The organism is Kitasatospora sp. NPDC048296, assembly GCF_043201815.1.
In the GTDB taxonomy this organism is placed as follows: domain Bacteria; phylum Actinomycetota; class Actinomycetes; order Streptomycetales; family Streptomycetaceae; genus Kitasatospora.
In genome coordinates, this window is record NZ_JBICZB010000001.1 from 142,421 (window position 1) to 166,616 (window position 24,196).

Genomic DNA, 24,196 nt, shown 5'->3' on the forward strand with positions numbered 1-24,196 from the left:
CAACAGGATGCTGGGCGGCTTACGGGCGGCGGCGCGCGTTCGACGCGGCATCGGGGGTGATGCGGGGGATGGCGGCGAGGTGGCCGTGGTCGAGGTCGTCGAGGTCGGCCTGGAGCTGGGCGGCCCGCAGCCGGACCATGTCCTGGTCGTCGCAGGAGGCGTGGAAGTGCAGCAGCGAGTAGGCGATGCGAAGGCGGAACAGGACCAGCGGCAGCAGGCGGTCGGCGGGGATCGGGCCGTCGAAGTAGCCGTCGAGCAGGGCCTCGGTCATCGGGGCGGGTTCGCGCAGCGACCAGCCGGCGAGTTCGGCCAGCGGGTCGCCGCCGCGCACGCTCTCCAGGTCGACGACGCCGGTGATCTGCCGGTCGTCGGTGAACAGGTGCCGGCCGACCCAGTCGCCGTGCAGGAGCCGGGGCGTGCTGCGGGGCAGGCGGCCCGATCCGACGTCGAGGATGAAGCGGGTCCGTTGCAGCAGCCGGGGCAGGTCGAGGCCGTCGATGCTCGGGATGTTGCGGGGCGCGAGGCCGAGGAACCAGCCCTGGATGGTGGTGTGCTGGCCGATGCCGTGGCCGTCAAGCTGGCCGAAGCTGCCGACCTCGATGGTGTGCAGGCGCCGGAGCATCACGCCCGCGCACCTCGCCGCGTCCAGGTCCTGCGGCGTGGGCGGTTCGGCTTCGAGGGGGCGGCCGGGGCAGCGGGTCTCCACGCACGCTTCCCGGCTGTGCCAGAGGATCTCGGCGGCCGGGATACCGGCTTCGCGCATGCGGGCCGAGGCCCAGGCGGCGGTCGGGTAGCGGGAGCGGCTGCCCGCGCGGCGGACCTTGACGACCAGTTGGTGGCCGTGGCGGGTGGTGGCCGCGAAGGGGAGGCTGTCCGTTCCGAACTTGAGCGGGGCGAAGCGTGCGTTGGTGGCGTCGAAGCCGGCCGCGGCGAGCGCGTCGACCAGCAGCGGGTGAGGGCGGCTGATCACAGTGTCAGGGGCGGGCATCGGGCACCTCCGGCACGGGGACGGGTCGGCGGCTGGTGGCCGAGGCCAGGGCGGCGTCCAGCAGGGCGATGGAGGCGAGGTTGCCGGCGGCGGGCACCGGCAGGAGGCCGTCCTGGTGGAGGGCGTCGACCATCGCGGTGATGCACCGCTGGTAGGCCAGCGGCCCGGCCTCGGGGGCGTTCCGCGCCCGGTGGGGGTCCGGGGCCCACCTTGCGGCGAAGCCCCGGCCCTCCACGCGCCAGTCGCCGTTCGCGTCGGTCCGCAGGGCCTGGTCGACGATGTAGCCGCCTCGGTAGGTGAACAGGGAGCCGTCGGCGAAGTGGACGGTGATCGCGGCGATCGCGCTGTGGGCCGCGAGGAAGCCGGTCGCCGTCTCGGTGCAGGTCACTTCGGTGGGCGGTGCGGTGATCAGCGCGCGGACCTGGTCGAAGGCGTGGACGGCGAGGTCCGTAGTGACGGGCAGGTGCTGGCCGCTGCGGAAGCCCGGGCCAGGCAGGGTAACCAGGGTGTCGGCGGTGACGGCGAAGGGCGCATGTCCGCCGGAGCGGACCGTGTCGGCGAAGGCGAGGAAGTCCGGGTCAGTGCCCCGGTTGTGCATGACCGCCAGCAGCAGGCCGCGCTCACGGGCGAGGTGGACGAGGTCGAGGGCGTCGGGCAGGTTCAGGGACAGCGGCTTCTCGGTCAGGACATGCAGGCCCTGGGCGAGCGCCGAACGGCTGACGGGGTAGTGGAGTTCGGGCGGGGTGAGGTTGACGACGACATCGGCCTCGGCCTGGGCGAGCGTCTCGGGGAGCGTCGTGGCGACGGCCGGGCTCAGCCCGTAGCGGGCGGCGAGCACCCGTGCCGCCTGCTGGTCGGGGTCGACGAGGGCGGTGATCTCGATGCGACCGTCGGCGAGCAGGGAGCGGACCCAGCGGCTGGCGATGGCGCCGCAGCCGATGATCGCGGCCTTCACGAAGCCTCCTTGAGCGAGTGCGGCCCGGGGGCCGGGCTGGGCCGGTGCTTGGCGGCCTGGTGGCGGTAGACGTGGTCGAGGGCACGGGCGGTGAGGTCGTCGAGCGAGCCGCAGTCGGCGTCGAGCAGGGCGACGGCCGGGGCGAGCGGGTGGGCGAGGTAGGCGTTGAAGTGCTCGCTGAAGTGGCGGTCGTAGAAGATCGTCGGCATGCCCTTGCGCAGGCGGGCTCGGCTGGCGAGCAGGTCCGGGTCAGCGGTGAGCACGATCGTCAGGTCGGGCATCGCCACCGGCCGGCTGGTGGCCAGGCGCCGGGCCTGGTCGTCGCAGTCGAATCCGTGTATCCGGCCGACGGCGTGGGCGTGGGCGAGGAGGGTGTCCACGGTGCGGTCGAGGATCACGTCCCGGCCCTCGGCGAGGGCTTGCCTGGCCCGGGTGAGCCGCAGGTCCTCGACGTCCAGGAACTGGGCGATGTTGGCCAGTTGGTGCTCGGCGGTGAACGGCTCTGGGGTCGGCAGCAGGGTTGGGTCGGGGCTGGCGTGGTAGTAGCAGGGGATGACGGCGGGCTGGTGGAGGTGGGGGGCGAGCTGGGCGGCCAGCGTGGTCTTGCCGACGCAGCTGACGCCCTCGATGCCGAGGATCACGCGAACTCCCTGTCCGTGGTGGTGGATGGGGTGGTGCGTCGGTTGGTTTTGGGGGCGAGCGTGGTCTGCCGGGTGCCGGTGGCGGCCCAGCGGCCGAGGGCCGTCAGCGGGCCGACGCTCTTGAGGAGGAGCCCGGCCAGCGTCTCCGCGCTCCGCACGGCGGTCTCCCGCACCGTCAGGGGGCGCCCTTCGGCCGCGGCGAGTGCGCGGACCGGTGCGACGGTGGCCGCCCAGAGTGCCGTCGCGGCGGCCACCCTGACGGGCAGGCGCGTGCGCGAGCCGAGCACGACGGTCAGGCAGAGCGCGGTGGCGGGCGAGACCAGCAGCCAGGCCATGCCCCGGTAGGTGCCGATGGTCAGGGCCGCCGCGTGGTCGCGGCGGCGGCCGTGGCCATCGGTGTGCCAACGGGCGGCGCACTGCGGGTAGTCGAGGTAGCTCTGGAACCAGCGCTCGCTCTGGACCAGTAGCTCGCTCACGTACTCGGCCGCCGGCACGGTGGTGGTGAAGGGCAGGCTGTCCACCGGGATGCCGTCCAGGGTGAGCCGGTAGCCGAAGGCGACGTCGTCGAGGACGGTGAAGGTGGGCAGGCCGCCGACCTGCCGGAAGACATCCATGCGAACGAGGAGGCCGTGGCCGACGGTCTGGGCCAGCCCCGGCAGGCCGGGGCCGGTGTGCGGACGGCGGGCGGCGTCGGCGTGCTGGCGGAGGTTGGGGATTTCGCGGCGGAGGGTCCACAGGGTCTGGGCTCGGGCGGCGCCTCGGCACAGGCTCTGCTCCCACCAGGTGCCGGCCGCACCCTGGGTGGCGAAGCGGGCGGACTGCTGGACAACGCATGGGAGTTCGCCGTCGTCGGCCCGGCGGCGGGCAAGGAATTCGGCGGTCCGCTCCAGCAGCTCGCGGCTCGGGCGGGAGTCCACGTCGTAGACGGCGATGTACTCCTGGTCTGCGTCTGCGGTGGTGAGTTGTTCGACGGCGGCATTCACCTGTGCGGCCTTGCGTCCGTCGCCCCGGTAGTGGACGTGCCGGATCAGCGGGTCGGGCTCCGGCAGGCGTGCGAGTTCCGCCGTGACGACGTCCGCCGTGGTGGGGAAGCCGGACAGCACCTCGGCGGCCAAGGCGCCGGTCAGCGAGCCCTCGCCGGTGCCGGTCAGGGCCTTGCCAAGGGCGGTCAGCTCGCCGCCGGTCAGCTGCGGGAAGCGCTCCACCGTGAGGTCGGCCGCCGTCGCCCCCGCCAGCCGGGCGGCCAGGTGCTGCCGCTCGGCCTCCTCGCGAGCCGTGGTCACCAGGGACAGCGTCGAGCCGGGGAGGTCGCGCAGGAGAGGGACGAACCAGGCCAGTGCGGCGGCGATCTGCTGTTGTTCCCGCAGCACCGGGACGATGACGTGCAGCACCATCGGCTCCACCGCCCTCCGGTTCCCGGCTGACACGGGCTGGTCGGCCCAGGCCAGCGTCCGGCAGACCTGCCGCAGCCCGTTGACATTGCGCGCGGCCACGGCGGCGGCGATCCACCAGGCCGTGCTTCGCCACAGCGGCTTGCGTCGTTTCGTGGTCACTTGGTGCCGCCGTCGGCGACATAGTCGTGGAACAGGCGGTAGGTGTCCCGGAGTTGGCCGGCCGGGTAGGTGTCCTGCCAGGGCTTGTCGGGGCCGGCGAAGTGCACGAGGGCGGCGGTCTTCTCGTCCTGGAGGAGCTGGGCGAGCGGGCTGTCGGCCTCGGCGTAGTGGATGAAGCCGGGCTGCGCGGCCTGCGGCGACATGGCGAAGGTGTTCCATCGCCGGTCCAGCCGTTGCCAGTTGTCATCGACGGCCCAGTTCAGGGCATCCTGGTCCCAGAAGCGGACCTTGTCGGGGTGCTCGGACAGGAACTGCCGGGAGCGGTCGAAGACGCCGAGCTGCTGGCAGCGGTCTAGGTCGATGAGCATGACGCCGCTGTTGAAGTAGTCCCGGCCGTACGGGACGCCGAACTGGTCCCAGCCGGGCAGCTGGATGCCGCGGCCGATGACCGGGTTCTGCGGGTCGCGCACCGCGCCGATCGGGCGCCCGTCGAGGGACTGCCCGAGCAGCGGTCGGAGGTCACCGAGCACCATGGTGTCGGCGTCCAAGTACAGCACCCGGTGCTCGTCGGGGATGACCTCCGGGATGGCGAGGCGTACGTACACCGCGCCGCTGACCCAGTCGGAGACGGGGTAGCGCGGGTCGGTCACCGGCGCCGGCCGAAGCTCGGTGCGCAGGCCGGTGCGGTCGGCGTCCCGCAGGATCGCCTTCCGGTTGGCCTCGCTGATCTGCTGGTCGAGGACGATCAGGCGAAGCTCGCCGACGGTGCCGGGGTGGGCGGCGGCGATCGAGTGCATCAGCGTCCGCAGCGGGCGGGCGTATCCGTCGTCGACTCCGCAGACGATCGCGGGCAGCGGGCGCGGGGCGGTGTTCACGAGGCGCTCCTTCCGGTGGTGGCGGCGGTCTGGCGGGGGAAGTGCTGCTGGGCCCAGTCGAGGGTCTGGCGCAGGCCGTCGCGCAGGTGGGTGGTGGGCTCCCAGCCGAGGTGGGCGCGGGCGGCGCTGATGTCGGGGCAGCGGCGCTTGGGGTCGTCGGCGGGCAGCGGGACGAAGGTGATCGCGGAGGCGGAGCCGGTCATCGCCCGGATCTCCTCGGCAAGCTGCAGCATGGTGATCTCGTGCGGGTTGCCGAGGTTCACCGGGTCGGCGTGCTCTGCCATGGTGGCGGCGAGCAGACCGGCGACGGTGTCGGCCACGAAGCACAGCGAGCGGGTCTGGCTGCCGTCGCCAGCGACCGTGATCGGCTCGCCCGCCAGCGCCTGCTGGATGAAGGCCGGCACCGCGCGGCCGTCGTCGGCGCGCATCCTCGGGCCGTAGGTGTTGAAGATCCGCACGATGCGGGTGCGGGTGCTACCGGTGCGCTGGAAACAGGAGGTCAGGGCCTCGGCGTACCGCTTGGCCTCGTCGTAGACACTGCGGGGCCCGACGGGGTTGACGTTGCCCCAGTACTGCTCGGGCTGGGGGTGGACGAGCGGGTCGCCGTACACCTCGGACGTCGACGCGAGCAGGAACCGGGCGTGCTTGGCGTCGGCCAGCTCCAGGGCGTTGAGGGTGCCCATCGCGCCGACCTTCAGCGTGGCCAGCGGGTGGCGGGCGTAGTCCAACGGCGAGGCGGGCGAGGCCAGGTGGAAGACGAAGTCCACCGGACCGGCCACCGTGAAGGGTCGAGTCACGTCGTCGGCCTGGAAGCGGAAGCCGCCGGCCGAGCGCAGGTTGGATAGGTTGTCGAGGCGGCCGGTCAGCAGGTTGTCGATGCCGACCACCTCGGCCCCGAGGTCCAGCAGGCGCTCGCACAGGTGCGAGCCGATGAACCCGGCGGCACCGGTGACGACCGCGGTGCGGCGGGCGAAGACGCCGGGTTCGGCCGAGGCCGCCGGATCGCACGGAAGAATCGGTGGTGCTTGCAGGCGTGGCACGGTGCGTGTCCTCCAAGTCGTCGGGCGGGTAGCGGGGTTCACGAAGGGCCGTCGCGGCAGCGTGGGCCCGGGCTTCAGACGTCCGGGTCGTGATCGGGAAGGGACCGTGCGGGCGGTGCCGCGACCGGGTGATCGGTGCTGAGCTGGTGGTCGGCGGCGACCCCGAGCAGCGCGAGCGTGACGACGTGGCCCAGGCCCCACAGCACGGTGAGCGCTGTCCCCACCGGGTCGCGGTGTGCGCCGCGGTGCCTGCCCTGATGGCTCTGATGTGGCCTCTCGACTGGCTCCATGGCTCCTCCCCTCGTCGGCTTCCGGAGCCGGACGGTGCGGTACAGCGTCGCCGTGCCGCCGCGCAACCCGGAACGTTTCTGGGGGGTTTCTCCTCGATGCGGCCCGCACCACAGCGGGTAGCAGTACGCTCACCAACAGGTCATGAATCGCCGGGGGGTTGAGATGAACTCAGACGTTCTGGCAGTCCACCCACTCACCCATCTGATGCGGTTACGCGGCTGGGGAAAGATCCAGTTCGCGCGCATGATGCGCGACCACGGCGCCGCGCTGAAGATCCACCTGGCGACCAACCGGACACTGGTGTGGAAGTGGGAGCAGGGCCAGGAGCCCGAGCCCGACGCGCAGTTCGTTCTGGCCGACCTCCTCGGCGTCAATCCCCGTACCCTGGTTGCCAATCCGTGGCCCAGGTGGCTCCCGGTCTGGGAAGTGACCGGCATCACGGCGCCGTGGACAAAGGCCGGTACCGTGGACGTACTGGTGGAACTGGTCAGGAGTGGGCATATGGATCGGCGGGGCTTTCTCACCATCACCGGGGCCGCCATGGCCACCGTCGCCGCGAGCTGGGCCTCCGCCTCGCCAGCGTTCGCCTCCGCCCTGGGTGGCGACCAGGTGACGGACTCCATGGTCGACACCCTCGAAGCTCGCGTCGCCACCCTCCAGACCCTGGACGCGCAGATGGGCGGCGCCCGCCTCATCGAACAGGCCCGAGGCGACCTCGCCATCATCACGACCCTGCTCAAGCACGGCCGCCACTCCGAAGCCGTCGAGGCCCGCCTGCTCGGTCTGGCCGCCCAGGTCAACTACATCGCCGGATGGATGGCCTACGACAGCGGCCTGCGCTCAGCGGGCCAGCAGTACTACCTCGGCGCCCTCCGCGCCGCCAAGACCATCGGCGACGACGCCCTCGGCGGCTTCCTGCTCGCCGAGATGGGCGTCCACCTCTCCGACGCCGGCAACCCCGCCGAGCGCGTCGCCCAGGTCGAGACCGCGCTCGCCAACACCCCCGCCGCGATGCAGCCCGGCGTGCGAAGCTACCTCGAACTTCACCACGCCGAGAGCCTGTCCCGCGACGGCCAGCACCAGAAGGCCGGCTCCGCCCTCAACCGCGCCCACGACCTGTGGTCCAAGAACGGCGGCGACCAGCTCCCGAGCTGGCTCTCCTGGTACGGCGACGCCCAGCTCAGCTCCACCGAGGGCAAGGTCATGCTCCGCGCGGGCCAGGTCGACCGGGCCACCAGTGCTCTCGCCTCCTCCATCGACCACGCCGTCCCCCGTGACCAGGCCGTCCGCGCGGGCCGTCTCGCCACCGCGCGCCTCGCTGGCAAGGACCTGGACGGCGCCCTCGACGCCGCCAGCCGCGGCCTCGGGCTCCTCGAAACGCAGGTCCACTCCGTGCGCGCCGTCAGCCGCCTCACCAAGTTCGAGGGCTATCTCAGGCCGTACGGCGCCGAGCCTGCCGTCGCCGAGTTCCGCGAGCGCCTGCGGGCGCTTCCCGCCATGGCGGCGTGACTCGCGCGGACCACAAAAGAATCACCCAGCGCTGGGCCTACGCAACGCGGACTGCAGCTCCACGACCCTCGCCCCGACAGCAAGACGCCAGCGACTACTGCGGCCCCTTCGTCAGCGCAAAGCGGCTGAATCCACCCTCGATGCCCCAGCGGGCGATGAAGGGCGACACTGTCGCTAGGAGCGTGATCGGTGCCTTGGCAATCTCCGGAAGGTCGAGCTGGGAGACTGCCCACGCGAGGCCCAGGGACAAGATCCAGGCCCCCAGGAACCAGACGCGGTCCCAGTCCCGTGCGGCGCGAGCTTGCTCGAGTTGGTCCTCGGGAAGAAGAGCCGTGTACTTCCCCGCCGCGTAGTTCTCGGAGATGGTCACGAGCATGACTGCCAGCTCACGAAGCGCGCCGTCCGGATCGGAGTCCAACTTGGCTTCGGCCTGCCGCAACGCACCGATCACCCGGGCCGCATGAACCCGGATCTCCTTCCGACGTGGGGAGAAGTACCTGGTGTGCTGGGTGGTCCTGTGCGACTTCCGCAGTGCTTGCTCCATCCCAGCGCACTGGTGGCTGATCCAGCGAAGAGAAACGGCTCGATCAACGGGGGAGACGCCGAACGCATGCCCGCAGGAGGCCACCGCGAGCGTTGCCCAGCGAATCACCTCGAAGCGTTCGACGTCGGCGCTGTCGTTGACGATCGTCCGCATTATGAACCGCATGGCCGCGAAATTGACGCAGACCCCGAGCATGCATGCGAACCACAGAGCGAGGGGCCCAGCAAGTGCGCCAATGCCGTGCGCTCCAGCGTGGGGGTGGATATCGAAGATCGACACGAGCGCAACGAGGCAGCTGATCAGGAGAAGCGCCCTGACAGGCCAGATCAACGATCTGTACCGGACCCGTGCCCGCCAGAACGCTCGCAGCGCCTCCGTGGTTCGCGTGAGGTCCGCTTCCTCGGCCCCCATCGACGCCAACGCCGACACGACATCAGCGACGTCGCTCTCGACTTCCCGATCGGTTCGTACGATCGCCATGGTCCCCCCACCTGTCGATTGACACTCAGTCATACACCGCTCGCGGTAGCGTGATCCACCAGGTGCCGACCAGGCAATCCGGGAACGCAGGGATGGATCTCGAGTGAGCGATCAGGCCATCAAGTACGTGCAGCGGCTCGGCGTCACCGACCCGCTTACCAGGCGGGTGCTCCTGGTCCTGGCCGAGTACACCGAGCCCACGAGCAGCATGTGGGGCCACGAGATCCCCGAGATCATGGGCCTGGACGTCACCGAGGCCGACCTGCCGGCGCTCGCCGCCCGGGCCGGGTTCACCGCTGAGGAGTTCCGCCAGCAACTGCATCGGCTGAAGCAGCACGTGAAGATGGACGTGCTCGAGCACTCCGACGGGACCTGGGAGATCGTCTACGGGCCGTCGTACACCGATAAGCACTCGCCAATTCCCCAGCCGGTCACGGCCGAGAACGTCAGCGGTCTCCACGACTTCGCGATGCCGGGCTGGGAGCGCTACAGCACGTGGGGCTGGGAAGAGAGTCTCGGACACTTCTACGCCCAGATCATCCACAACACCGACGGCCGGGACGCCACTCCACGCATCTGGATCACCCCGCCCAGGTACGTGGTACGGACGATCGACGAACTGGCCCAGGTGATCGCGGAGGCCATCGCCCCCTACGAACCGATCCCGGTGCCGGCCTCAGTCATCAAGATGTACATGACCAAGCCACCTCTATCGCCCCGGTAGCCGACCGAACCGGCTGTGTCGCGTTCCCCTGATGTCGATCACGGAGCCTGCGCCATCTCTTAAAGTTGGCTGGTGCGAGGGGCTGGTGTGACTCTGGTCCGGCGCCTCGAACGGGTGGCGGGCGGCGGTATTCGCCAGTCGGCTCCGGGCCATCCGCGCGGACCGCCCGGAACCGCCTGGCGGTCACACTCCGATGAAGCTCACGGTTTCTGTCATGTCCGCCCGCCCTGTCCGCAGCGGCGGCACGTCTTCCTTCTCGAATCCCACCGCGACACCGCAGAACAGCATGAGCCCGTCATCGACTCCAACGATCTGGCTGACCGTCTTGCGGTACATCGTCCACATCACCTGGGGGCAGCTGTGCAACCCTTCCGCCCTCAGCAGCAGCATGACCGTCTGCAGGTACATCCCCGCGTCTCCCCACTGTCCGGGCCCCATCGTCCGGTCGAGGTAGCAGAACAGCACGACTGGCGCCCCGAACGCCTCCGAGTTCAAGGCGGCGATCTTCTTGGGCCTATCGGGGTCGTCGCGCTCGATCCCCAGAGCCTCGTACCGCTGGGCGGCCGCAGATGAAAAGCGGTCCAGATACGGCGAGTTCAGTTCGGCCGGGTACATCGGATACTCGCGCTCATCGCCCAGGTCTCCGGCCAGTGCCCTGGCCGTCGTGCGCCTCTTTAGTTCGGCCAAGGGCTCGCCGGTCACGACATAGAGATGCCACGGCTGGAGGTTCCCGCTGGACGGAGCCCTCGTCGCGGCAGCTAGCACGCGTTCGAGTACCTCTTGGGACACCGGCGCATCGCTGAACGCCCGCACGGCCCGGCGGCTGTCCACGGCTTCATACACATCCACGTCTTCTCGTCCTCTCGCTCAACGGCAACCACCTCTCTACCCCCATCAGCACGCAAGGAGTTCATCGGGGCTCATGCTGGTCGTGGGCGGCAGTGTCATCTGCCAGCGGGCGACTTCGAGGTTGGTCAGGACCGGCAGAGCGCGCAGGAGCTGCACGTCAGCCACCTGACCAGGTCATGTCGAATTGTTGCAACAGATGCAATTCGGCCCGTTAGTTCCACACCGTGCCGGCGAGCAGCCCGTCGAAGCCGAGCGCGGTCATGGCGTCGCCGAAGGACTCCCACTCGCGCTCGGATTCGGTGAAGTGCTGGTCGAAATAGGCGCGGCTGAGGTCGGGCTCGTGCCATTCGGCGGCGCAGCGGCAGCGGACGAAGACCTGGTGGCGGACGTTGAGCAGGAGCCAGTCGCGTCGGGCGCGGCAGTTGGGGCAGGTGATGGGGATGCCGCGGGCGTCGAGTTCGGCGGGGTGGGGGACGGCGCGGATGGCGAAGCGGTGGGGCTCGGGGACGGGGGTGTGGAAGTCGGGGTCGTAGTCGGTCATGCGGTCCTTCCCGGTGCGGTGACGCGAGGCAAGGGACCACAAGACGTGCGGCGGTCGGGAAGTTCCCGACCGCCGCAGAAGACATCACATCGACATCTTGATCACGTCGCTCCCGGCCATGGGGCCCGGGTTCAGTCCTCGCCGCGGGCGAAGATCTCTCCGGGCTCGGGCGCGATGATGCACATGAGGCTTTCGTACTCGGTGCGGTCCTTCTCCGTCATGCCCGCGCCGGGGTCGCGGATCAGGGTGCCGCTGGGGAGGTGGCCGTAGTACTTGGTGAGCAGGGCGTCGACGGCACGAGGAGCGTCGGTTTCCAGCTCGGTCTCGAAGTCGAGCTCAAGCTGCATCTGTGCGAGGACGGCTTCGATCTCCCGCCGGGTGCAGCTGCGGGCGAGGGCCCGCTCCTCCTCGGTGAAGGAGCGCCCGTCGTGGTGGGTCCAGGTCTTGGTGTCGATGAACGCCGAGAGGTTGGCGTCGAGCAGCAGCGTGACGACCTCGGCGCGGATGCCGGCACGGGCCCAGCGGCTCAGGCGCTCGTACTCGGCGCGGTCCTCGCCGGTCATGGCGGCGACGGTGTCCTCGTCGGTGGCGCCGTCGGGGAGCTTGAGCGAGTACCGGTACAGGAGGATGCGCAGGACGTGCGCCGGGTCGTCGCCGAGGCCGTGGTCGAACCCGATCTTGTACGCGGAGAGGAGGGTTTCGAACTCCAGGTCGGTGGCGCCGTCAGCGAGGGCCTGCTCGGCCTCGGTGAAGGGGCGCCCGTCGTGGTGGGACCAGGTGTTGGTGTCGGAACGGACGATGAAGTCGGCGTCGTTGAGCAGGAGGAAGATGTCGAGGCGGCAGTCGGGCTGGGCCAAGGTGATGAATCTCCTTGATTGGGGCCTGTGTTGATGGCATGAAGCGGTGCGGGCGATGCGGCTTGCAGACGGGCGGTGCACGGGGCATCGGGCCTCCTTGCTGGGTCAGGGTCTATAGGCGGGCGTCGGCAGTCGCTCGCCTTCGAGGGCGAGGTGGTCATCGGTTTGGCGGCGTGCCGGGGCACCGCTTCGGTGCCCCGGCTTCGGGGGTCGGTTGGGCGCCTGGGTGTCGTAGCCGGGGAGGGTTCAGCGAGTTCGGCGCGGAGGGGTGGCGGCCGGTGCGGCGGGCGGGGCGGCGGGGCTGGTGGTGGTGGCGTGCGCGGCGGTTCGGGCGGTGGCGGCGCGCACACGGGCGGCTTCGGCGGTGGGGTTGTAGCTGGGGTTGCGGCTGGTGTGCTGGATACGGCCGAGGAGGACCTTGGCGGGCAGGCGGGCGGTGGTGAGTTCTCGGCGGGCGGCGGCCTCCTGGAGGAGTTGGCGGGGCTGGTGGCCGAGGGCCTTGGCGTCGGCGAGGACAGTGGCCAGGGCGGGCCAGTTGGGGTCGGCGAGGATCCGGGTGGCGTGGTCGGGGACGGCGGAGCGGACGTCTCCGGCGAAGGTGTTGGTGATCTCCCTGGCCGGTTGGCGGTGGGTGAGGGCTGCGAGCTGGTCGGTGGCGGCCTGGTCGTAGGCGGTCTGGAGGTGCTGGACGGCCTGCTGGGCGGCTTGGGCCTGCTGGGCGTGGCCTCGTGCCTGGTGCCAGCGGTTGGTGAGGATCGCCGCCCACACGAGGGCCGCGATCATCACGGTGAGGGCGTTGCCGTCTGGCCCGTCGCCGGCGTGGATGATGTCGCGAGCGGCCCTGCGCAGGTCGGCGGCGCCCTGGTGGTCGGCGCGGACCTGGGAGCGCTGGGCGCGGGCGAACGCCCTTGTGGCAGCTCGCAGTTCGGCCCGCAGTTCGTGCGGGGCGGTCTGGGCGGTGGCGTTGATGATGTCGCCCAGCGCGGTGATCTGCGCCTGCGCGAGCGCGCCACCGTCCTCGCCACCCGTTCCGCCAGCGGTGTCCTCAGCGAGGTGCCGGTGGACGTGGTCGAGGGTGTCGGTGGTGCGGTGCCAGCTGGTGGTGGGCTGGTTGCGCCGGGCGGTGGGGTGGTCTTCCGGGGTGGTGGTGGCGAGGCGGGCTTGGAGCTTGGGCAGGGACAGGTCGGGGGCGATCTTGCTGCCGGGGATGTAGATCTGCTCACCCTTGGCGTTGGAGTCGCCGGGCCGTCCGACCGCGTAGCCCTGGAGGTCGCCGGAGGGCAGGCGGCGGGGCTTGACCTGGACGCCGTCTGCCTGGAGATAGGCGAGAAGTTCTTCGACGCTGCCGGCGTGGGGGATGGCGTCGCGGATGCGGTCCTGCAGCCACTGGCGGCTGGTCTGCTGCCAGCCCAGACGGTCGGCCTTGTGCATCTCGGCCTGGGTCGGGCGGCGCTCGCCGGTGCGGTCGCCGGGCTTCACCTGGTGGAGACCGAGTTCCTTCTCAATGGCGCGGGCTTCAGCCTGGGCGCGTATGCCGCTGTTGTGGAGCTTGGGGCGGCGGCCGTCCTCGCGGACGGTGGTGGCGAGGATATGGACGTGGTCGTCGGCGTGCCGGACGGCGATCCAGCGGCAGCCGTGCGGATCACGGTCGGGGGCGATGCCGGCGGCGTTGACGATGCGGCGGGCGATCTCGCCCCACTCGGCGTCGGAGAGGTACCGGTCGCCGGGTGCGGCGCGTACGGGGCAGTGCCAGACGTGGTCGGTGACTTTCTTGCCGAAGCCGCTGTTGTGCAGGTTCACCGGCTCGTCGAGGATCCGGGCGAGCTGGGTGAGGGTGGCGTCCGGGTCGCGGCCAGGATCGCGCAGGCCGAGCGGGCTGAACGAGGCGACGAGGTGCGGGTCGATGTGCTCGTCGTGGCGGCCGGGCCCGTATAGGTAGGCGAGCAGGCCGCGGGTGTTGCCGCCGGGGGCCTTGATGGAGGGGATCACGCGCTGGCACCTCCTTCTTCGAGGCCGGTCGGGGTCGTGGGTATGAGCAGGGCTCGGGCGATGTCGGTCAGCAGCCCTTCAAGGCGTTCCAGGCGCTCGCCGATGTCGGGTTCGACGCGGTCGTCACGGTGCAGCACGTGGACCATCTGGTTGATGTTGTTGCCGATCGCGTTGATCTCCTGGCGGATCTCGGCCCGGAACTCCTGGAGGGCGAGTCGGTCGGTGTGCAGGGGCAGGTCGACGGTGAACTCGCCCCGGATGAACGCGAGCGCGATGTCGCCGAGGTATCCGGAGATCGTGTCCTTGTAGCCGTGGCGCACGGCGGCGTCCTTCAGCTCGACGAGTTCCGCTTCGGTGAAGCCGACCGGGCCGACCCGCTCTGTACGGCGGGTTCCGGTGTGCTTGCGGTGCTTGCCCTTGGGCATCGGTTGGGCGCCTTCGGGAGTGTTCAGTTTCGGGACGTCGAGGGCTGCGGTGTTCTCGTGCAGGAATGCGGCGCGTGCGGCGCGAACGCTCTCGTCGTCGACGATGGCGGGCGTCTCGGTGGCGCTCTGGTCGGCGCGGACGCGCGCGAGGATGTCGCGCTGCAGCGCGTCGAGCTGCTCCGGGTCCAGGCCGCCCTCGGCCTGGACTTCCTGGCCTGGCGCGCCCTCGCGCCGGGCCTCCTCCTCCGCCCCTGGGGCGGAGGACCCCAGACCCGTGCGAAGTGTCGGAGACTGGGTACAACTGGCTCCGCCAGGAGCCGAGTTACCGAACGCGCGGAGCAGACGGCCGATCAGCCTACCGCTCTTGGCGCCCTGCTCTGCAACGGCGGGAAAGGTGTCTCGGGGGTGCTGCGGGGCGGGCACGGGGTCTCCGGATTTCTGTCGGGACAGGCGGCGGGGTGCGGGTGATGGTCCGGGCGGATGCCGGCTGTGCGGTGCCGGAGATGCGGCGTAGAAGGCGGCGGTCCGGGCTTCACCTGGCCGGGGAGTGGGCGCGGTGCTGGGCCGGGTGCGGCGGGGTGGGCACCTCGCTGGTCTCGGCTCGGCGAGGTGCCCGGATGTGCGCGAATCAGTCGACGGCGGCCTGCTGGTGGGGTTCGTCGTCGGGGCGGAGCATCCTCATGACCTCGGTGAGCCGCTGGTCGGAGATCGTGAGGCCCTGGTCCCGGATGGCGTCGCGGACCACGGATCGGCTGAGCTTCTGGGCGTCGGTCCACGCCTGCTGGCCGATGGCGGCCAGTTCCTCCAGCGAAGCGCCCGGGGGACGGCCTGCGGGCTTGGCGGCTGGGGGCTGAGCCGTATTTCCGCTCGGCCTCTGGCCTGCGGGTTCACCGGGGACGGCGTCCTCGGCCCGCGCGTGCCCGGGGCTGCTCGGAACGGTCCACGGAAGGTCGCCGACCGCTGCGGACCAGCGGAGAACCGAGGGCTGTTCCGGCGCCGGCTGCCCGACTCCGCCCTCGTGCGGCTCGCTTGCCGGCAGTGGAGCGGAAGCGTCGTCGCGGTCCGCAACTCGCGGAGCGACCGGATTTCCGCTCACTGCTCGGAACTCCTCTCCGGCAGGGAGGGGGTCGCCGGTCCGGGGCTCGGTGGGATGGGTGTGGCGGGCGGTGATGATGCCGAGGTGGACGGACCCGGCGAGGGCGAGCGGGGCGACGGCGGACAGGATGCCGACCGACATGTCGCTCAGGTGCAGCCGGCCGGTTACCGCGAGGGTCTGCTGGTTGAGGCGGACGGCGTGCAGGACGTTCGCCCAGATGCTGGCCGTGGTGGAGGCGCCAAACAGCAGCCACACGTACGCGCGGGCCGTCAGTGGTGCGGTGCGCAGGATGAGCAGCGCGCGGACGCTGTAGGCGATGAACCCGTCGATGATCAGCGGGAACACGTAGGTGAGCGGGCCTCGGACGTGGATCGCGATGGCCGTCTGGCGCAGGGCGTCGTAGGAGAGGGCGAAGCCGGCAACGGCGAGCAGGCCGACCGCGGTGAAGTCCCATCCGGTCACGCGGCTTGAGGTCTGGGTGGTGGCGGGCATGGCGGTGGTGGTCTTCCCTTTGGTGGTCGAGGTGTTGGGTGCCGGGCCTGCTGGGCGCGCACGCGTTCCCCCTCTTAAGGAGGGGAACGCGCGTGCAGCGGAGGCGGCGTGAACGGCATGCAGGGTCGCGTGCGCTGTGGGAGCGCCGGTTTCGGCGGTCGGCGTGCGCGGTGTGGGCGGTGCGTGGTGACCGGTGGGGCTGGTGGGGCGTGATCGGTCGCGTGGACCGCTCCGACCGGTGGGCCGGTCAGGAGACGGCGGCGATGTGGCGGACGGTGGAGCGGTAGCGGGTCTGCTGACCGCCTCCGGTCCCGCCCGTGGTGCCGTCCTGGCGTGTGGCCCTGCCGGCCTTGACCAGGTTCTCCAGGCGCCTGCGGGCCTTCTCGATGTCGGAGCGGTCGGGGTCGGCCTCGCCGGTCAGACGGCAGGCAAGCTCACGGGCGGTCATGCCCTGCGGGGAGGCGGCGAGGATGGCGGCCGGGTCGAGGGCCGCCTCGACGGTGGAGGTGCCCCGGGTGTGGTCGTGGACCACCGACAGCGGGCCGACGTCGCCGGTGACGGTCTTGAGCTGGTGCAGCTTCACGATCGGATCCCCGGCCGCGCCGGCGAGGAACAGCACGCTGCCGGCTCCGGCGGTGAACCACGCCGACCCGTACACCCGGTCCAGCACGGGCCGTTCGCCGCGCTTGGCGTCGCCGCCGGACTTGCGCTGGTGGTGCAGCTCCAGCAGCTGAGTCCCGGAGCGAAGCAGCCGCTGGCGGGCGTTGTTGTAGGCGAGTCCCGCCTCGTCGTCGGTGAGCTTGCCGACGACGTCCTTGAGGCTGTCGATGACCACGGTGTCCGCCCGGTGGGCCTCGGCCATCTCGGCCAGCAGGTTGGGTTCCCGGTCGAGGCTGGCGGGCAGCGGGCCGGTCCAGAAGACCAGCCGCTCCGCGAGGTGTCGTCGGTCGGCGGGCATGACGCGGCGGGCGAAGGCGCGGGCGATCTGCGGCGGGCGGTCCATCGCCAGGTACAGGACGCGCTCGCCCTCGGCGACCGGCATGTCCAGCACCGCCGAGAGCAGGCCGAGGCGGGCCAGGACGATCTGGTGGGCGATCGTGGTCTTGCCGACTCCCGGCGGGCCGACCAGCATCAGGGACTCGCCGTCGGCCCAGGCGGTCTGCTCCCGGCTGCCCCAGATCGGGGCGACCTGGTCGCCGAGGTCCTGGACGAAGGACCAGCCGTCCACCGCGAACCTGGTCAGCCGCTGCCCGCGCACACCGAAGCCCCGGTCGGCCGCCGAGGTCAGCTCGGCGTCGAGTGCGGCCCGGATCCGCTCCGGGTCGGCGCCCTCGGCGTCGGTCTGCTGGAGCAGCCGGACGGCGGTGGCCTGCCAGCGCCGCAGTTCGGCCTTTTCCCGCACGATCTGCGCGTGGTAGTCCGCGCCGGAGACGGGGACGGCGGCGGTGAACAGGCGGTGCAGGTAGGACGGGCCGCCGACGCGGCTGAGGTTGCCGCCCTTGGCGAGCTGGGCGCCCACGGCGGTCGGGTCGGTCGGGGCGCCCTCGTCGCGCAGCGCGAGCAGCGCGCGCCAGATGTCGCCGTGGGCGGGGCGGTAGAAGTCGCCCGGCTCCAGGATCGGGCGGATCACGTCGATGGCCTCGGCCTGGAACATGCCGGTGCCCAGCACCATCGCCTCGGCGTCCAGGTCGTGCGGCGGCACCGGCAGCCCGCCCAGCCCACCCAGGGCCAGCGAGGTGGGCTCGTCATTCTGGAAGGGGGATGCGGTCCGGGAGCTGGGAAACGTACGCTGGGACACGGAACTCCTTGCGCGGTGCCGTCCGGCTGGCAGGCCGAAGGCACCCGTGTTGATCGTTATTTGTGGGCGGTCGTCAGGGAGTCGTCTCGGCCCTTGGTGCTCCAACACCAGGGGCCGACCCCTTTACCCGGTAAATCCGCACAGCGTGCGGGCCCTGGGTGGGCGCGGTCAGGCCGCGAGAGCCACAGCACCGGCCGTGGCGGTCCCCATCAGGTCGGCCAGGCGGGCCGCGCTGCGGGGGCTGATCGTCGTCCGGAAACCGGAGCAGACCCTCTCCAGCGCTTGTGCGCGCTCGTCGGCCGGCCGTCCCGAGAGTGAACGGCCACGGGTCGGGGCGACGCCGGGTCGGCGCAGGGCGATCACGGCCCCGTCGACGTCGGGAGCCGCTACCTGGGGGCTTGTGGGCAGGGTCAACTGAGCCTCCTCGCGGCCAGGCGCGGGGCTGGCAGGCCCCTGGGTTGCACCGGGTCGCGCGGGTTGTGGGCGATCGTCAGGAAGTCGGAGGCCACGGACCTGGTGCTCCAACACCGGGCCCGTGCCGGTCAGCGGGCCGGATGCTGGCAGGCGCTCGGCACGCTCCTCAGCGGCTACGTCATGTCAGAAACTCCTCGTTTCAGGGCAGGCTGGGGCATCCGGCGGCGGCACGAAGGCCGTCGCCGCACACAGGTGACCACGAAGATGCCGGTTTGGTGCGGCCGGAAACCGGTGATAGAAGGCGCGCGACCGCGCGGGGAAAGGTCGTAGGGGCAGGGGAGATCGCAGGCGGAATTACCGGGGATGGGATTACTCAAGCACCCGCGATATCTACCGTGCAAGGACTTCGGCGAAATCTACCGGGCAAGGAGTTCGGCGAAATCGTTATCAGATTTCCCGCAGGCCATCTGACCTGCGACGACGCCCTTCCGGGAGGCCCCTGGTTGCAGTGTTGGATCTCCTCATCGAAATGCGAATCCCGCCTTTCCTTCTCCTGGCGCTACTCGGTCCGCGCCGGGTCCGCGAGACCACAATCGCCCACGCGCGACTCGCTGTAGCGAGCCGATCTTGTGGTACGGCGACGGCAGCCTCCTCGGACGACGGACCCACTCCGGGCCCGCGAGACCACAATCGCCTGCGTGCGGCCGAACGCGTTCGGCCGATCTTGTGGTAGCGCGTCGGCCTCAACGTCAGAGCGGGTTCTGCTCGATGCGGATGCGCTCCCAGTCCATGTACCTGCCGTACTTCGTGGGCTCGTCGATCACGACGCCGGAGAAGAGGAACCGCAACACAGCGTTCCGCCGCTCGTCCGTCATCTCCTTGGCGAACCAAGCCTGGCGAGCACCGGCCCCGGTCAGGCCATCCAGCAGGACCATCGGCCTTACGACGACCTTGCGTTGGGCCTTCGCGATGCGTGCCTGGATCTCCTTGCGCATCTTGCGGAACTCCGCAGTGCTGATCTCCTTGGCCGTCCACATCTCGTTCAGCTCGGCGAGCTGCTGCTGGTCCGCCTCGACCGCCTCCACGGCCTCGTCCGACAGGTTGCTGGCGGCAAGTCGGCCGTCCACCCGAAGCTTCCCGAGCAGGTCGATCGCGGCGTCCCGTACGAAGTCCTCCAGCGACTCCGCCCTGATCGACCGGACGCACTTCTGGTCGCCGTTCCGGTTCCGCCGGTTGCACTGGTAGGCCGGACCGTTCTGCTTCGCCGTGCCGGACATCAAGGTGCCGCACCGCGAGCACATCACCAGGCCGCGCAGGAGGTAGAAGCGTTGCGGCACCTTGTCCAGGCTCTCGCGATGCGCCGCCGAGCGGTACTCGCGCCGGGTCCTGGCCTCCTCCCAGGTGCCGGCGTCGATGATGGCGGGCCAGGTGCCCCGGCCGACCTCCTCCCCCTGGTGCATGCGGATGCCCGCAACATGCCGGGAGTCCAGCAGCGCGCGCACGGTCCCGGCGTTCCACTCCTTGCCGTTGGCCGTCTCGATCCCGCGCTGGTGGAGGTCTCGCGCGATCGGGGACGGCCCCTCGCCCTTGAGGTAGCGGTCGAACACCTCGCGGACGATCTCGGCCTCCTTCTCGATGACCGTCATGCCACCCGGCACGTAGCCGAACCGGCGGACACCGCCTTGTGGCTTCCCCTCCTGGGCACGGTCCTTCATGGCCGACTTCAACCGCCGCGACGTGTCGTCGGACGACCGGCATGCGTGCGCGACCTCGATGCGCAGGATGAACCGGTCATCCGGGTCCGAGAGGTCTCGCCGGTTCGCCTCCCCGTGGAGGGTGATCGCGTGGTCGTCCGAGATCTGGAGCAGCTCCTCCAGGTCGCGTGGTTGCCGCATCAGCCGGTCCGGGTGGTAGGCGATGATGTGCCGGAAGCCCCGGTTCCGGGCCTCCCCCAGCAGGCTGTCCCAACCCGGCCGCTTCCGGTTCCGCTTCCAGGCCGACCGGCTGTTGTCCACGTACACGTGCTCGGGGTTGATGACGAAGCCGCGCCGCTCGGCGATCTCCCGGCAGATCCGCTCCTGGCGGTCCACGCCGGTTTGGTCGTCGTCGTCCGCCTGGGATATTCGGCAGTAGATCGCCGCCGGCTGCCCAGCAGCGGAGGTCCGCAGGTCGGAGGTCGTTCGTCGCATGCGAATGAGTGTACGAACACGGAGTGGCCTGGGTGACCGCGAGTCCGGTCCTCGTCTCGGCGGTCCGCACTGCGAAGCAGTACCTCACCTACGTCAGCGCCGGCCCCTTCCAGTACGCCGTCGCCGAGGCACTCCGCCTCCCCGACAGCTACTTCGACACCTTCCGTGCCGACCTGCTGCGGAAGCGGGACCTGCTGGTTGACGGACTCTCCGCCGCCGGTTTCCGGGTCTTCAACCCCGAGGGCACCTACTTCATCACCACCGACATCACCCCGCTCGGCGAGAAGGACGGCATCGAGTTCTGCCGCGCCCTGCCCGAGCGCTGCGGCGTGGTCGCGATCCCCAACGCCGTCTTCTACGACGACGCCGAGGCGGGCCGTAGCCTGGTCCGCTTCACTTTCTGCAAAAAGGACGAGGTGCTCCAGGAGGCCGTCGCGCGGCTGCAGCAGCTCTGACAAGCGGCTACTGCGGGGACAGCGGCCGGTTCTGCACGACGTGCAGCAGCCCAGCCCGGACGGTCTCCCGGTAGTCCGGCCAGGCCTGGTCGAAGGTGTCCCGCAGCATCCCGAGATCGTCGACCGCCTCGACCCCGAGCACGCCCGCGCAGAAGTGCACGAAACGCCGGTCGACCCCGGCCACGTCCAGCCCGAGCTCCGCGAGCGGGACAGTGGTCGGGTCGACGGCCCCGCCGGGGTAGGGGTAGAGCGTGGTGTTCCAGAGATCGTCCTCCCGCTCCGGCCCGGCCGGGCCGACGTCACCTGCGGGGCGGTAAACGCCGTACAGCAGGCCGAACTTGAGGAAGTCGGCGTAGACGTAGTTGATCTCGCCGTCCGCGCCGTACGGCTCCTCCGGGTCGATCCCGATCGCCGTGGCCTTTCCGGCGGAGTTCAGGAGCGGGCCGTACACCTCCTCGAACGGCAGGATCGGCGCCAGGTCGTGGTTCGCCAGCGCGGCCGCCCGCAGGGCGTCGTCCGCCTGGACAACTGCCGCGCCCTGCCCGAGGGCTGCGGCGTGGTCGCGATCCCCGACGCCGTCTTCCACGACGATGCCGACGCGGGCCGTAGCCTGGTCCGCTTCACTTTCTGCAAAAAGGACGAGGTGCTCCGGGAGGCCGTAGCGCGGCTGCAGCGCCTCCGAGCGCCCGCGCGCCCCCTCGAACGGAAGCACTTCCGGCCCGGCACCAGGTTTGATTGGCCATCAACTCACCTGAGTGGCATGCTCGTTTGCTGCCAAGGAGGCAATTCAGCCGACCTCCCTGGCACACCCGCCCGTCCTCCACGCCCGGTGCGTGGAGGACGGCGGCACGTGAAGCGCGCGGACAGCGCACTCCCAGCGCGCACGGCGCGCGGGCCGGTTGCAGGGGCGCGTGCTGTGCAAAGTCGCACACTGGGTCGATCAGAGCCGGGAAGCAGGTGTGCTCGAAGCGGTGAATGCTTGACAAAGATGGGTAAATCACAGGCGGACCCGGCGTATTCGTGCTTCTCTGCTGCTGAATCTCCAGCCGGAATCCTTCCTTCCACGGTCGGCCGCGCCCAGGGCCGTACAGCCACGAACAGCCTCGCCATCGCCTAGGCCTACTCGCTGCTGCTCGGCGGGCGCGCACGGAGCTGAAACGCGGAGCCGAGCATGCTCACCACACTGCAGACCTCCTACACGGACACCCGCGCCGGTGACCTGGCCTGGTGCCTCGGCGGCGAACCGCTGCCCGCGCTCGCGGTCCGCGACCTCAGACTCGACGGCGGCCGCCCCGGTACCCCCGGCACCCTCCAGCTGCGCCTGCTGGGCGCCTCGCACCAGGTGGTGATCGACGCCGGCCCCGGCAGCTGCCTGGAGACCGTCGCCTGCCTGCCCGGCCGCAGCACCCCGCTGCCCGCCCGGGTGGCCAAACAGGTCGGCGGCTGGGAGTACGAGTTCGCCGCCCGGATCGAGGTCCTGCCCCCGCACGACTTCGCGGCCCGCGCCCAGGAACTGCTGGCCCTGGTCGAGGGGCACCCGCGCGGCCTCGCCGGGGTCTTCCCGGGCGACCCGAGCGCCTTCACCGCGCTGGTCACCCAGGGCGGCACGGACCGGCTGCTCTGGCGGACCTGGCACGCCTACCCGCAGGAGGGGCAGCTGGTCTGCACCCGCTCCTCGCTGGTGGTGTCGGGGGCGTGACCGCCCGAAGCCCGGGCGGGAGCACCGATCCGCTCATACGTCACACGGCGCGAGCCGACGAATCGTACGCAGGAACGGTTCGTCAATCCGAAGGCCCGCACTGTCCGTCGAATGGGCGCAGCTATCCGTCCCGCACGTCCCCTAGCGTTTGTTCGTGATCAACCATCCGGCCGGTCCGCCCGCACGCCCGCGAGTGGACCTCGACCACGGCACCCCACCCCTGACCGGGCGAAGTCTCACCCCCCTGCCCACCCGCCGTCGATCCCGGCTGCGATCCCACCCCCGGCTCGCCCGCCTGGCCGTCCTCCTGGCCGCGTTCGTCTGCGCGGCCTGCGGACTCGTCTACGAGCTCGAACTCGTGGCACTCGGCGACTACCTGCTCGGGGACACCGTCACCCAGACCTCGGTCGTGCTCTCCGTGATGGTCTTCGCGATGGGCCTCGGCTCACTGCTCGCCAAACGGCTCACCAGCCGGCCCGCCACCGCCTTCGCCCTGGTCGAATGCGCCCTCGCGCTCACCGGCGGACTCTCCGTCCTCGCCCTGTACTCCTGCTGGGCCTGGATCGGCCGCTACCAGGCCGCGACGGTCAGCCTCACCTGCCTCATCGGCATCCTGATCGGCGCCGAGATCCCGCTGCTGATGACCCTCATCCAACGGATCCGACGCGAGGACGCCGGCCGCGCCGCCGCCGACCTGTTCGCCGCCGACTACGTGGGGGCACTGATCGGCGGCCTCGCCTTCCCCTTCCTCATCCTCCCCGGCCTCGGGCCCGGCGACGGCGCCCTGCTCACCGGGGCGGTCAACGCCGTCGCCGGAGCCGCCGTGGTGCTCTGGCTCTTCCGCGAGGAACCGGCGCCCCGGATACGACGCCTGCTCTGGCTCGGCTGCGCGGTCGTCCTCACCCTGCTCGCGGCCGCCGCCGTCGGCTCCGACGCGATCGAACGCGCCGCCCGGCACGCCCTCTACGGCGACCAGATCCGCTACGCCACCCGCAGCCGGTACCAGGAGATCGTGCTCACCGGCCCCGCCGAGGGCCCGCTCCGGCTCTACCTCGACGGACGACTCGCGGTCTGCGGACCCGACGAGTACCGGGGCAGCGAGGCACTCGTCCACCCGGCCATGGCCGCCGGGCCGGACACCCGGGTCCTGCTGCTCGGCGGCGGCGACGGCCTCGCCCTGCGGGAGGTGCTCCGGCACCGCGGCGTCCAGTCCGTCCGGCTGGTCGACGCCGACCCGGCCCTCCCCCGGCTCGCCCGCACCGACCCCGGGCTCGCCGACCTCACCGGCCACGCCCTGGACGACCCCCGGGTCAGCACCACCGCGGCCGACCCGATGGCCTGGCTGCGCGGCGCGCCCGACGCCGAGTACGACGTGGTGCTCGCCGACCTGCCCGCCCCCTCGGACGGCGGGCCGGTCAAGTTCCACTCCCAGGAGTTCTACGGCCTCGCGGCCCGGCTGCTCGCCCCCGGCGGCCGGATCGCCGTCCGGGCCGGCGGGGACGAGGGCGGCCTCTGGCAGATCGAGTCCGGCCTCCGCGCGGCGGGCCTGCGGACCACCCCGTACGCCGTCCGGGGCAGCCCCACCGCCACCTGCCGCCCCGGACCCGCGGACGCCACCCAGGACTTCCTGCTCGCCGCCGCCACCCAACCCCCACTCACCCTCGACCCCGACGCCCCGCCACCCCGCGCCCTCACCCCCGACACGCTCCGCACCTCCACCACCCACCTCACCGCCCTCCGCCCCGCCCGCCCCCCGGCGCCACTGACCCTGCTGGGGCTGCGCTGAGCAGAA

22 protein-coding genes and 2 pseudogenes are annotated in these 24,196 nt (G+C 71.1%); 6 read left to right on the forward strand and 18 right to left on the reverse strand.

What is annotated here, in order from left to right; genetic code table 11:
• Window positions 1–19: 19 nt before the first annotated feature.
• From ACGF12_RS00680 to ACGF12_RS00710, 7 genes are all read right to left on the reverse strand, one after another.
• A complete protein-coding gene (locus ACGF12_RS00680; protein ID WP_393023445.1) occupies window positions 20–988 on the reverse strand; it encodes a phosphotransferase family protein in 969 nt (322 codons plus the stop codon).
• The gene (locus ACGF12_RS00685; protein WP_393023448.1) at window positions 975–1,943 is read right to left on the reverse strand and encodes a Gfo/Idh/MocA family protein; all 969 of its coding nucleotides are present in this window, start codon (window positions 1,941–1,943) and stop codon (window positions 975–977) included. The genes ACGF12_RS00680 and ACGF12_RS00685 overlap by 14 nt, the downstream gene beginning before the upstream one ends.
• Window positions 1,940–2,584, reverse strand: coding sequence for a dTMP kinase (locus tag ACGF12_RS00690; RefSeq protein ID WP_393023450.1), 645 nt, complete (start codon window positions 2,582–2,584; stop codon window positions 1,940–1,942). The genes ACGF12_RS00685 and ACGF12_RS00690 overlap by 4 nt, the downstream gene beginning before the upstream one ends.
• Complete coding sequence (locus ACGF12_RS00695) at window positions 2,581–4,137, reverse strand: glycosyltransferase (RefSeq protein WP_393023453.1); 1,557 nt, start codon at window positions 4,135–4,137, stop codon at window positions 2,581–2,583. The genes ACGF12_RS00690 and ACGF12_RS00695 overlap by 4 nt, the downstream gene beginning before the upstream one ends.
• Window positions 4,134–5,012: a glycosyltransferase family 8 protein gene (locus tag ACGF12_RS00700; RefSeq protein ID WP_393023456.1), complete on the reverse strand. Its 879-nt coding sequence runs from the start codon at window positions 5,010–5,012 to the stop codon at window positions 4,134–4,136. The genes ACGF12_RS00695 and ACGF12_RS00700 overlap by 4 nt, the downstream gene beginning before the upstream one ends.
• On the reverse strand, window positions 5,009–6,052 hold the full coding sequence (locus ACGF12_RS00705; protein WP_393023458.1) for a UDP-glucuronic acid decarboxylase family protein: 1,044 nt from the start codon (window positions 6,050–6,052) through the stop codon (window positions 5,009–5,011). Before ACGF12_RS00705 ends, ACGF12_RS00700 begins: the two co-directional genes overlap by 4 nt.
• Before the next feature lie 74 nt (window positions 6,053–6,126).
• The gene (locus ACGF12_RS00710) at window positions 6,127–6,342 is read right to left on the reverse strand and encodes a hypothetical protein (RefSeq protein ID WP_393023460.1); all 216 of its coding nucleotides are present in this window, start codon (window positions 6,340–6,342) and stop codon (window positions 6,127–6,129) included.
• A 163-nt stretch (window positions 6,343–6,505) separates the two neighbouring features.
• Between ACGF12_RS00710 and ACGF12_RS00715 the strand changes: the two genes are divergently transcribed.
• On the forward strand, window positions 6,506–7,852 hold the full coding sequence (locus ACGF12_RS00715) for a transcriptional regulator (RefSeq protein WP_393023462.1): 1,347 nt from the start codon (window positions 6,506–6,508) through the stop codon (window positions 7,850–7,852).
• A 94-nt stretch (window positions 7,853–7,946) separates the two neighbouring features.
• On the opposite strand, the gene ACGF12_RS00720 is transcribed toward ACGF12_RS00715, so the two are convergent.
• Window positions 7,947–8,876, reverse strand: coding sequence for a hypothetical protein (locus ACGF12_RS00720; protein WP_393023464.1), 930 nt, complete (start codon window positions 8,874–8,876; stop codon window positions 7,947–7,949).
• A 103-nt stretch (window positions 8,877–8,979) separates the two neighbouring features.
• On the opposite strand from ACGF12_RS00720, the gene ACGF12_RS00725 reads away from it, so the two are divergent.
• Window positions 8,980–9,600, forward strand: coding sequence for a hypothetical protein (locus ACGF12_RS00725; protein WP_393023467.1), 621 nt, complete (start codon window positions 8,980–8,982; stop codon window positions 9,598–9,600).
• A 183-nt stretch (window positions 9,601–9,783) separates the two neighbouring features.
• Here the strand turns inward: ACGF12_RS00725 and ACGF12_RS00730 are convergent, their stop codons facing one another.
• The 9 genes from ACGF12_RS00730 to ACGF12_RS00770 all read right to left on the reverse strand — a co-directional run bounded on the left by ACGF12_RS00730 (window position 9,784) and on the right by ACGF12_RS00770 (window position 20,250).
• Window positions 9,784–10,449, reverse strand: a complete 666-nt coding sequence (locus ACGF12_RS00730; protein WP_393023470.1) for a nitroreductase — start codon at window positions 10,447–10,449, stop codon at window positions 9,784–9,786.
• 211 nt (window positions 10,450–10,660) lie between these two features.
• Window positions 10,661–10,990: a hypothetical protein gene (locus ACGF12_RS00735; protein ID WP_393023473.1), complete on the reverse strand. Its 330-nt coding sequence runs from the start codon at window positions 10,988–10,990 to the stop codon at window positions 10,661–10,663.
• Between the two features lie 131 nt (window positions 10,991–11,121).
• Entirely contained in the window at window positions 11,122–11,847 is a 726-nt protein-coding gene (locus tag ACGF12_RS00740) for a hypothetical protein (protein ID WP_393023475.1), read from the reverse strand.
• A 246-nt stretch (window positions 11,848–12,093) separates the two neighbouring features.
• Window positions 12,094–13,836, reverse strand: a complete 1,743-nt coding sequence (locus ACGF12_RS00745; RefSeq protein ID WP_393023478.1) for a mobilization protein — start codon at window positions 13,834–13,836, stop codon at window positions 12,094–12,096.
• The gene (gene mobC / locus ACGF12_RS00750; protein WP_393023481.1) at window positions 13,833–14,684 is read right to left on the reverse strand and encodes a plasmid mobilization relaxosome protein MobC; all 852 of its coding nucleotides are present in this window, start codon (window positions 14,682–14,684) and stop codon (window positions 13,833–13,835) included. Before mobC ends, ACGF12_RS00745 begins: the two co-directional genes overlap by 4 nt.
• Before the next feature lie 205 nt (window positions 14,685–14,889).
• A complete protein-coding gene (locus ACGF12_RS00755; RefSeq protein WP_393023483.1) occupies window positions 14,890–15,849 on the reverse strand; it encodes a DUF2637 domain-containing protein in 960 nt (319 codons plus the stop codon).
• Window positions 15,850–16,096: 247 nt separating this feature from the next.
• Complete coding sequence (locus tag ACGF12_RS00760; RefSeq protein ID WP_393023486.1) at window positions 16,097–17,647, reverse strand: DnaB-like helicase N-terminal domain-containing protein; 1,551 nt, start codon at window positions 17,645–17,647, stop codon at window positions 16,097–16,099.
• A gap of 168 nt (window positions 17,648–17,815) precedes the next feature.
• Window positions 17,816–18,061 carry a hypothetical protein gene (locus tag ACGF12_RS00765; RefSeq protein ID WP_393023489.1) on the reverse strand — a complete coding sequence of 82 codons (246 nt, stop codon included), beginning with the start codon at window positions 18,059–18,061 and terminating at the stop codon, window positions 17,816–17,818.
• 749 nt (window positions 18,062–18,810) lie between these two features.
• A complete protein-coding gene (locus ACGF12_RS00770; protein ID WP_393023491.1) occupies window positions 18,811–20,250 on the reverse strand; it encodes a recombinase family protein in 1,440 nt (479 codons plus the stop codon).
• Window positions 20,251–20,273: 23 nt separating this feature from the next.
• Between ACGF12_RS00770 and ACGF12_RS00775 the strand changes: the two are divergent.
• A pseudogene (locus tag ACGF12_RS00775) lies at window positions 20,274–20,705 on the forward strand (aminotransferase class I/II-fold pyridoxal phosphate-dependent enzyme); the annotation flags it as partial.
• 7 nt (window positions 20,706–20,712) lie between these two features.
• Here the strand turns inward: ACGF12_RS00775 and ACGF12_RS00780 are convergent.
• The gene (locus ACGF12_RS00780) at window positions 20,713–21,291 is read right to left on the reverse strand and encodes a hypothetical protein (RefSeq protein ID WP_393023493.1); all 579 of its coding nucleotides are present in this window, start codon (window positions 21,289–21,291) and stop codon (window positions 20,713–20,715) included.
• On the opposite strand from ACGF12_RS00780, the pseudogene ACGF12_RS00785 reads away from it, so the two are divergent.
• The 3 genes and pseudogenes from ACGF12_RS00785 to ACGF12_RS00795 all read left to right on the forward strand — a co-directional run.
• A pseudogene (locus ACGF12_RS00785) lies at window positions 21,235–21,384 on the forward strand (aminotransferase); the annotation flags it as partial. The gene ACGF12_RS00780 and the pseudogene ACGF12_RS00785 overlap by 57 nt on opposite strands.
• A 492-nt stretch (window positions 21,385–21,876) precedes the next feature.
• Window positions 21,877–22,404, forward strand: coding sequence for a DUF2617 family protein (locus ACGF12_RS00790; protein ID WP_393023495.1), 528 nt, complete (start codon window positions 21,877–21,879; stop codon window positions 22,402–22,404).
• Window positions 22,405–22,558: 154 nt separating this feature from the next.
• Window positions 22,559–24,190 carry a polyamine aminopropyltransferase gene (locus tag ACGF12_RS00795; protein WP_393023497.1) on the forward strand — a complete coding sequence of 544 codons (1,632 nt, stop codon included), beginning with the start codon at window positions 22,559–22,561 and terminating at the stop codon, window positions 24,188–24,190.
• Window positions 24,191–24,196: the final 6 nt, after the last annotated feature.

Bases quoted from the DNA above. Each gene is read 5' to 3' on its own strand.
- ACGF12_RS00790 (WP_393023495.1), top strand. From the start codon at position 21,877: ATGCTCACCACACTGCAGACCTCCTACACGGACACCCGCGCCGGTGAC.
- ACGF12_RS00710 (WP_393023460.1), bottom strand. From the start codon at position 6,342: ATGGAGCCAGTCGAGAGGCCACATCAGAGCCATCAGGGCAGGCACCGC.
- ACGF12_RS00715 (WP_393023462.1), top strand. From the start codon at position 6,506: ATGAACTCAGACGTTCTGGCAGTCCACCCACTCACCCATCTGATGCGG.
- ACGF12_RS00770 (WP_393023491.1), bottom strand. From the start codon at position 20,250: ATGCGACGAACGACCTCCGACCTGCGGACCTCCGCTGCTGGGCAGCCG.
- ACGF12_RS00755 (WP_393023483.1), bottom strand. From the start codon at position 15,849: ATGCCCGCCACCACCCAGACCTCAAGCCGCGTGACCGGATGGGACTTC.
- ACGF12_RS00735 (WP_393023473.1), bottom strand. From the start codon at position 10,990: ATGACCGACTACGACCCCGACTTCCACACCCCCGTCCCCGAGCCCCAC.
- ACGF12_RS00720 (WP_393023464.1), bottom strand. From the start codon at position 8,876: ATGGCGATCGTACGAACCGATCGGGAAGTCGAGAGCGACGTCGCTGAT.
- ACGF12_RS00680 (WP_393023445.1), bottom strand. From the start codon at position 988: ATGCCCGCCCCTGACACTGTGATCAGCCGCCCTCACCCGCTGCTGGTC.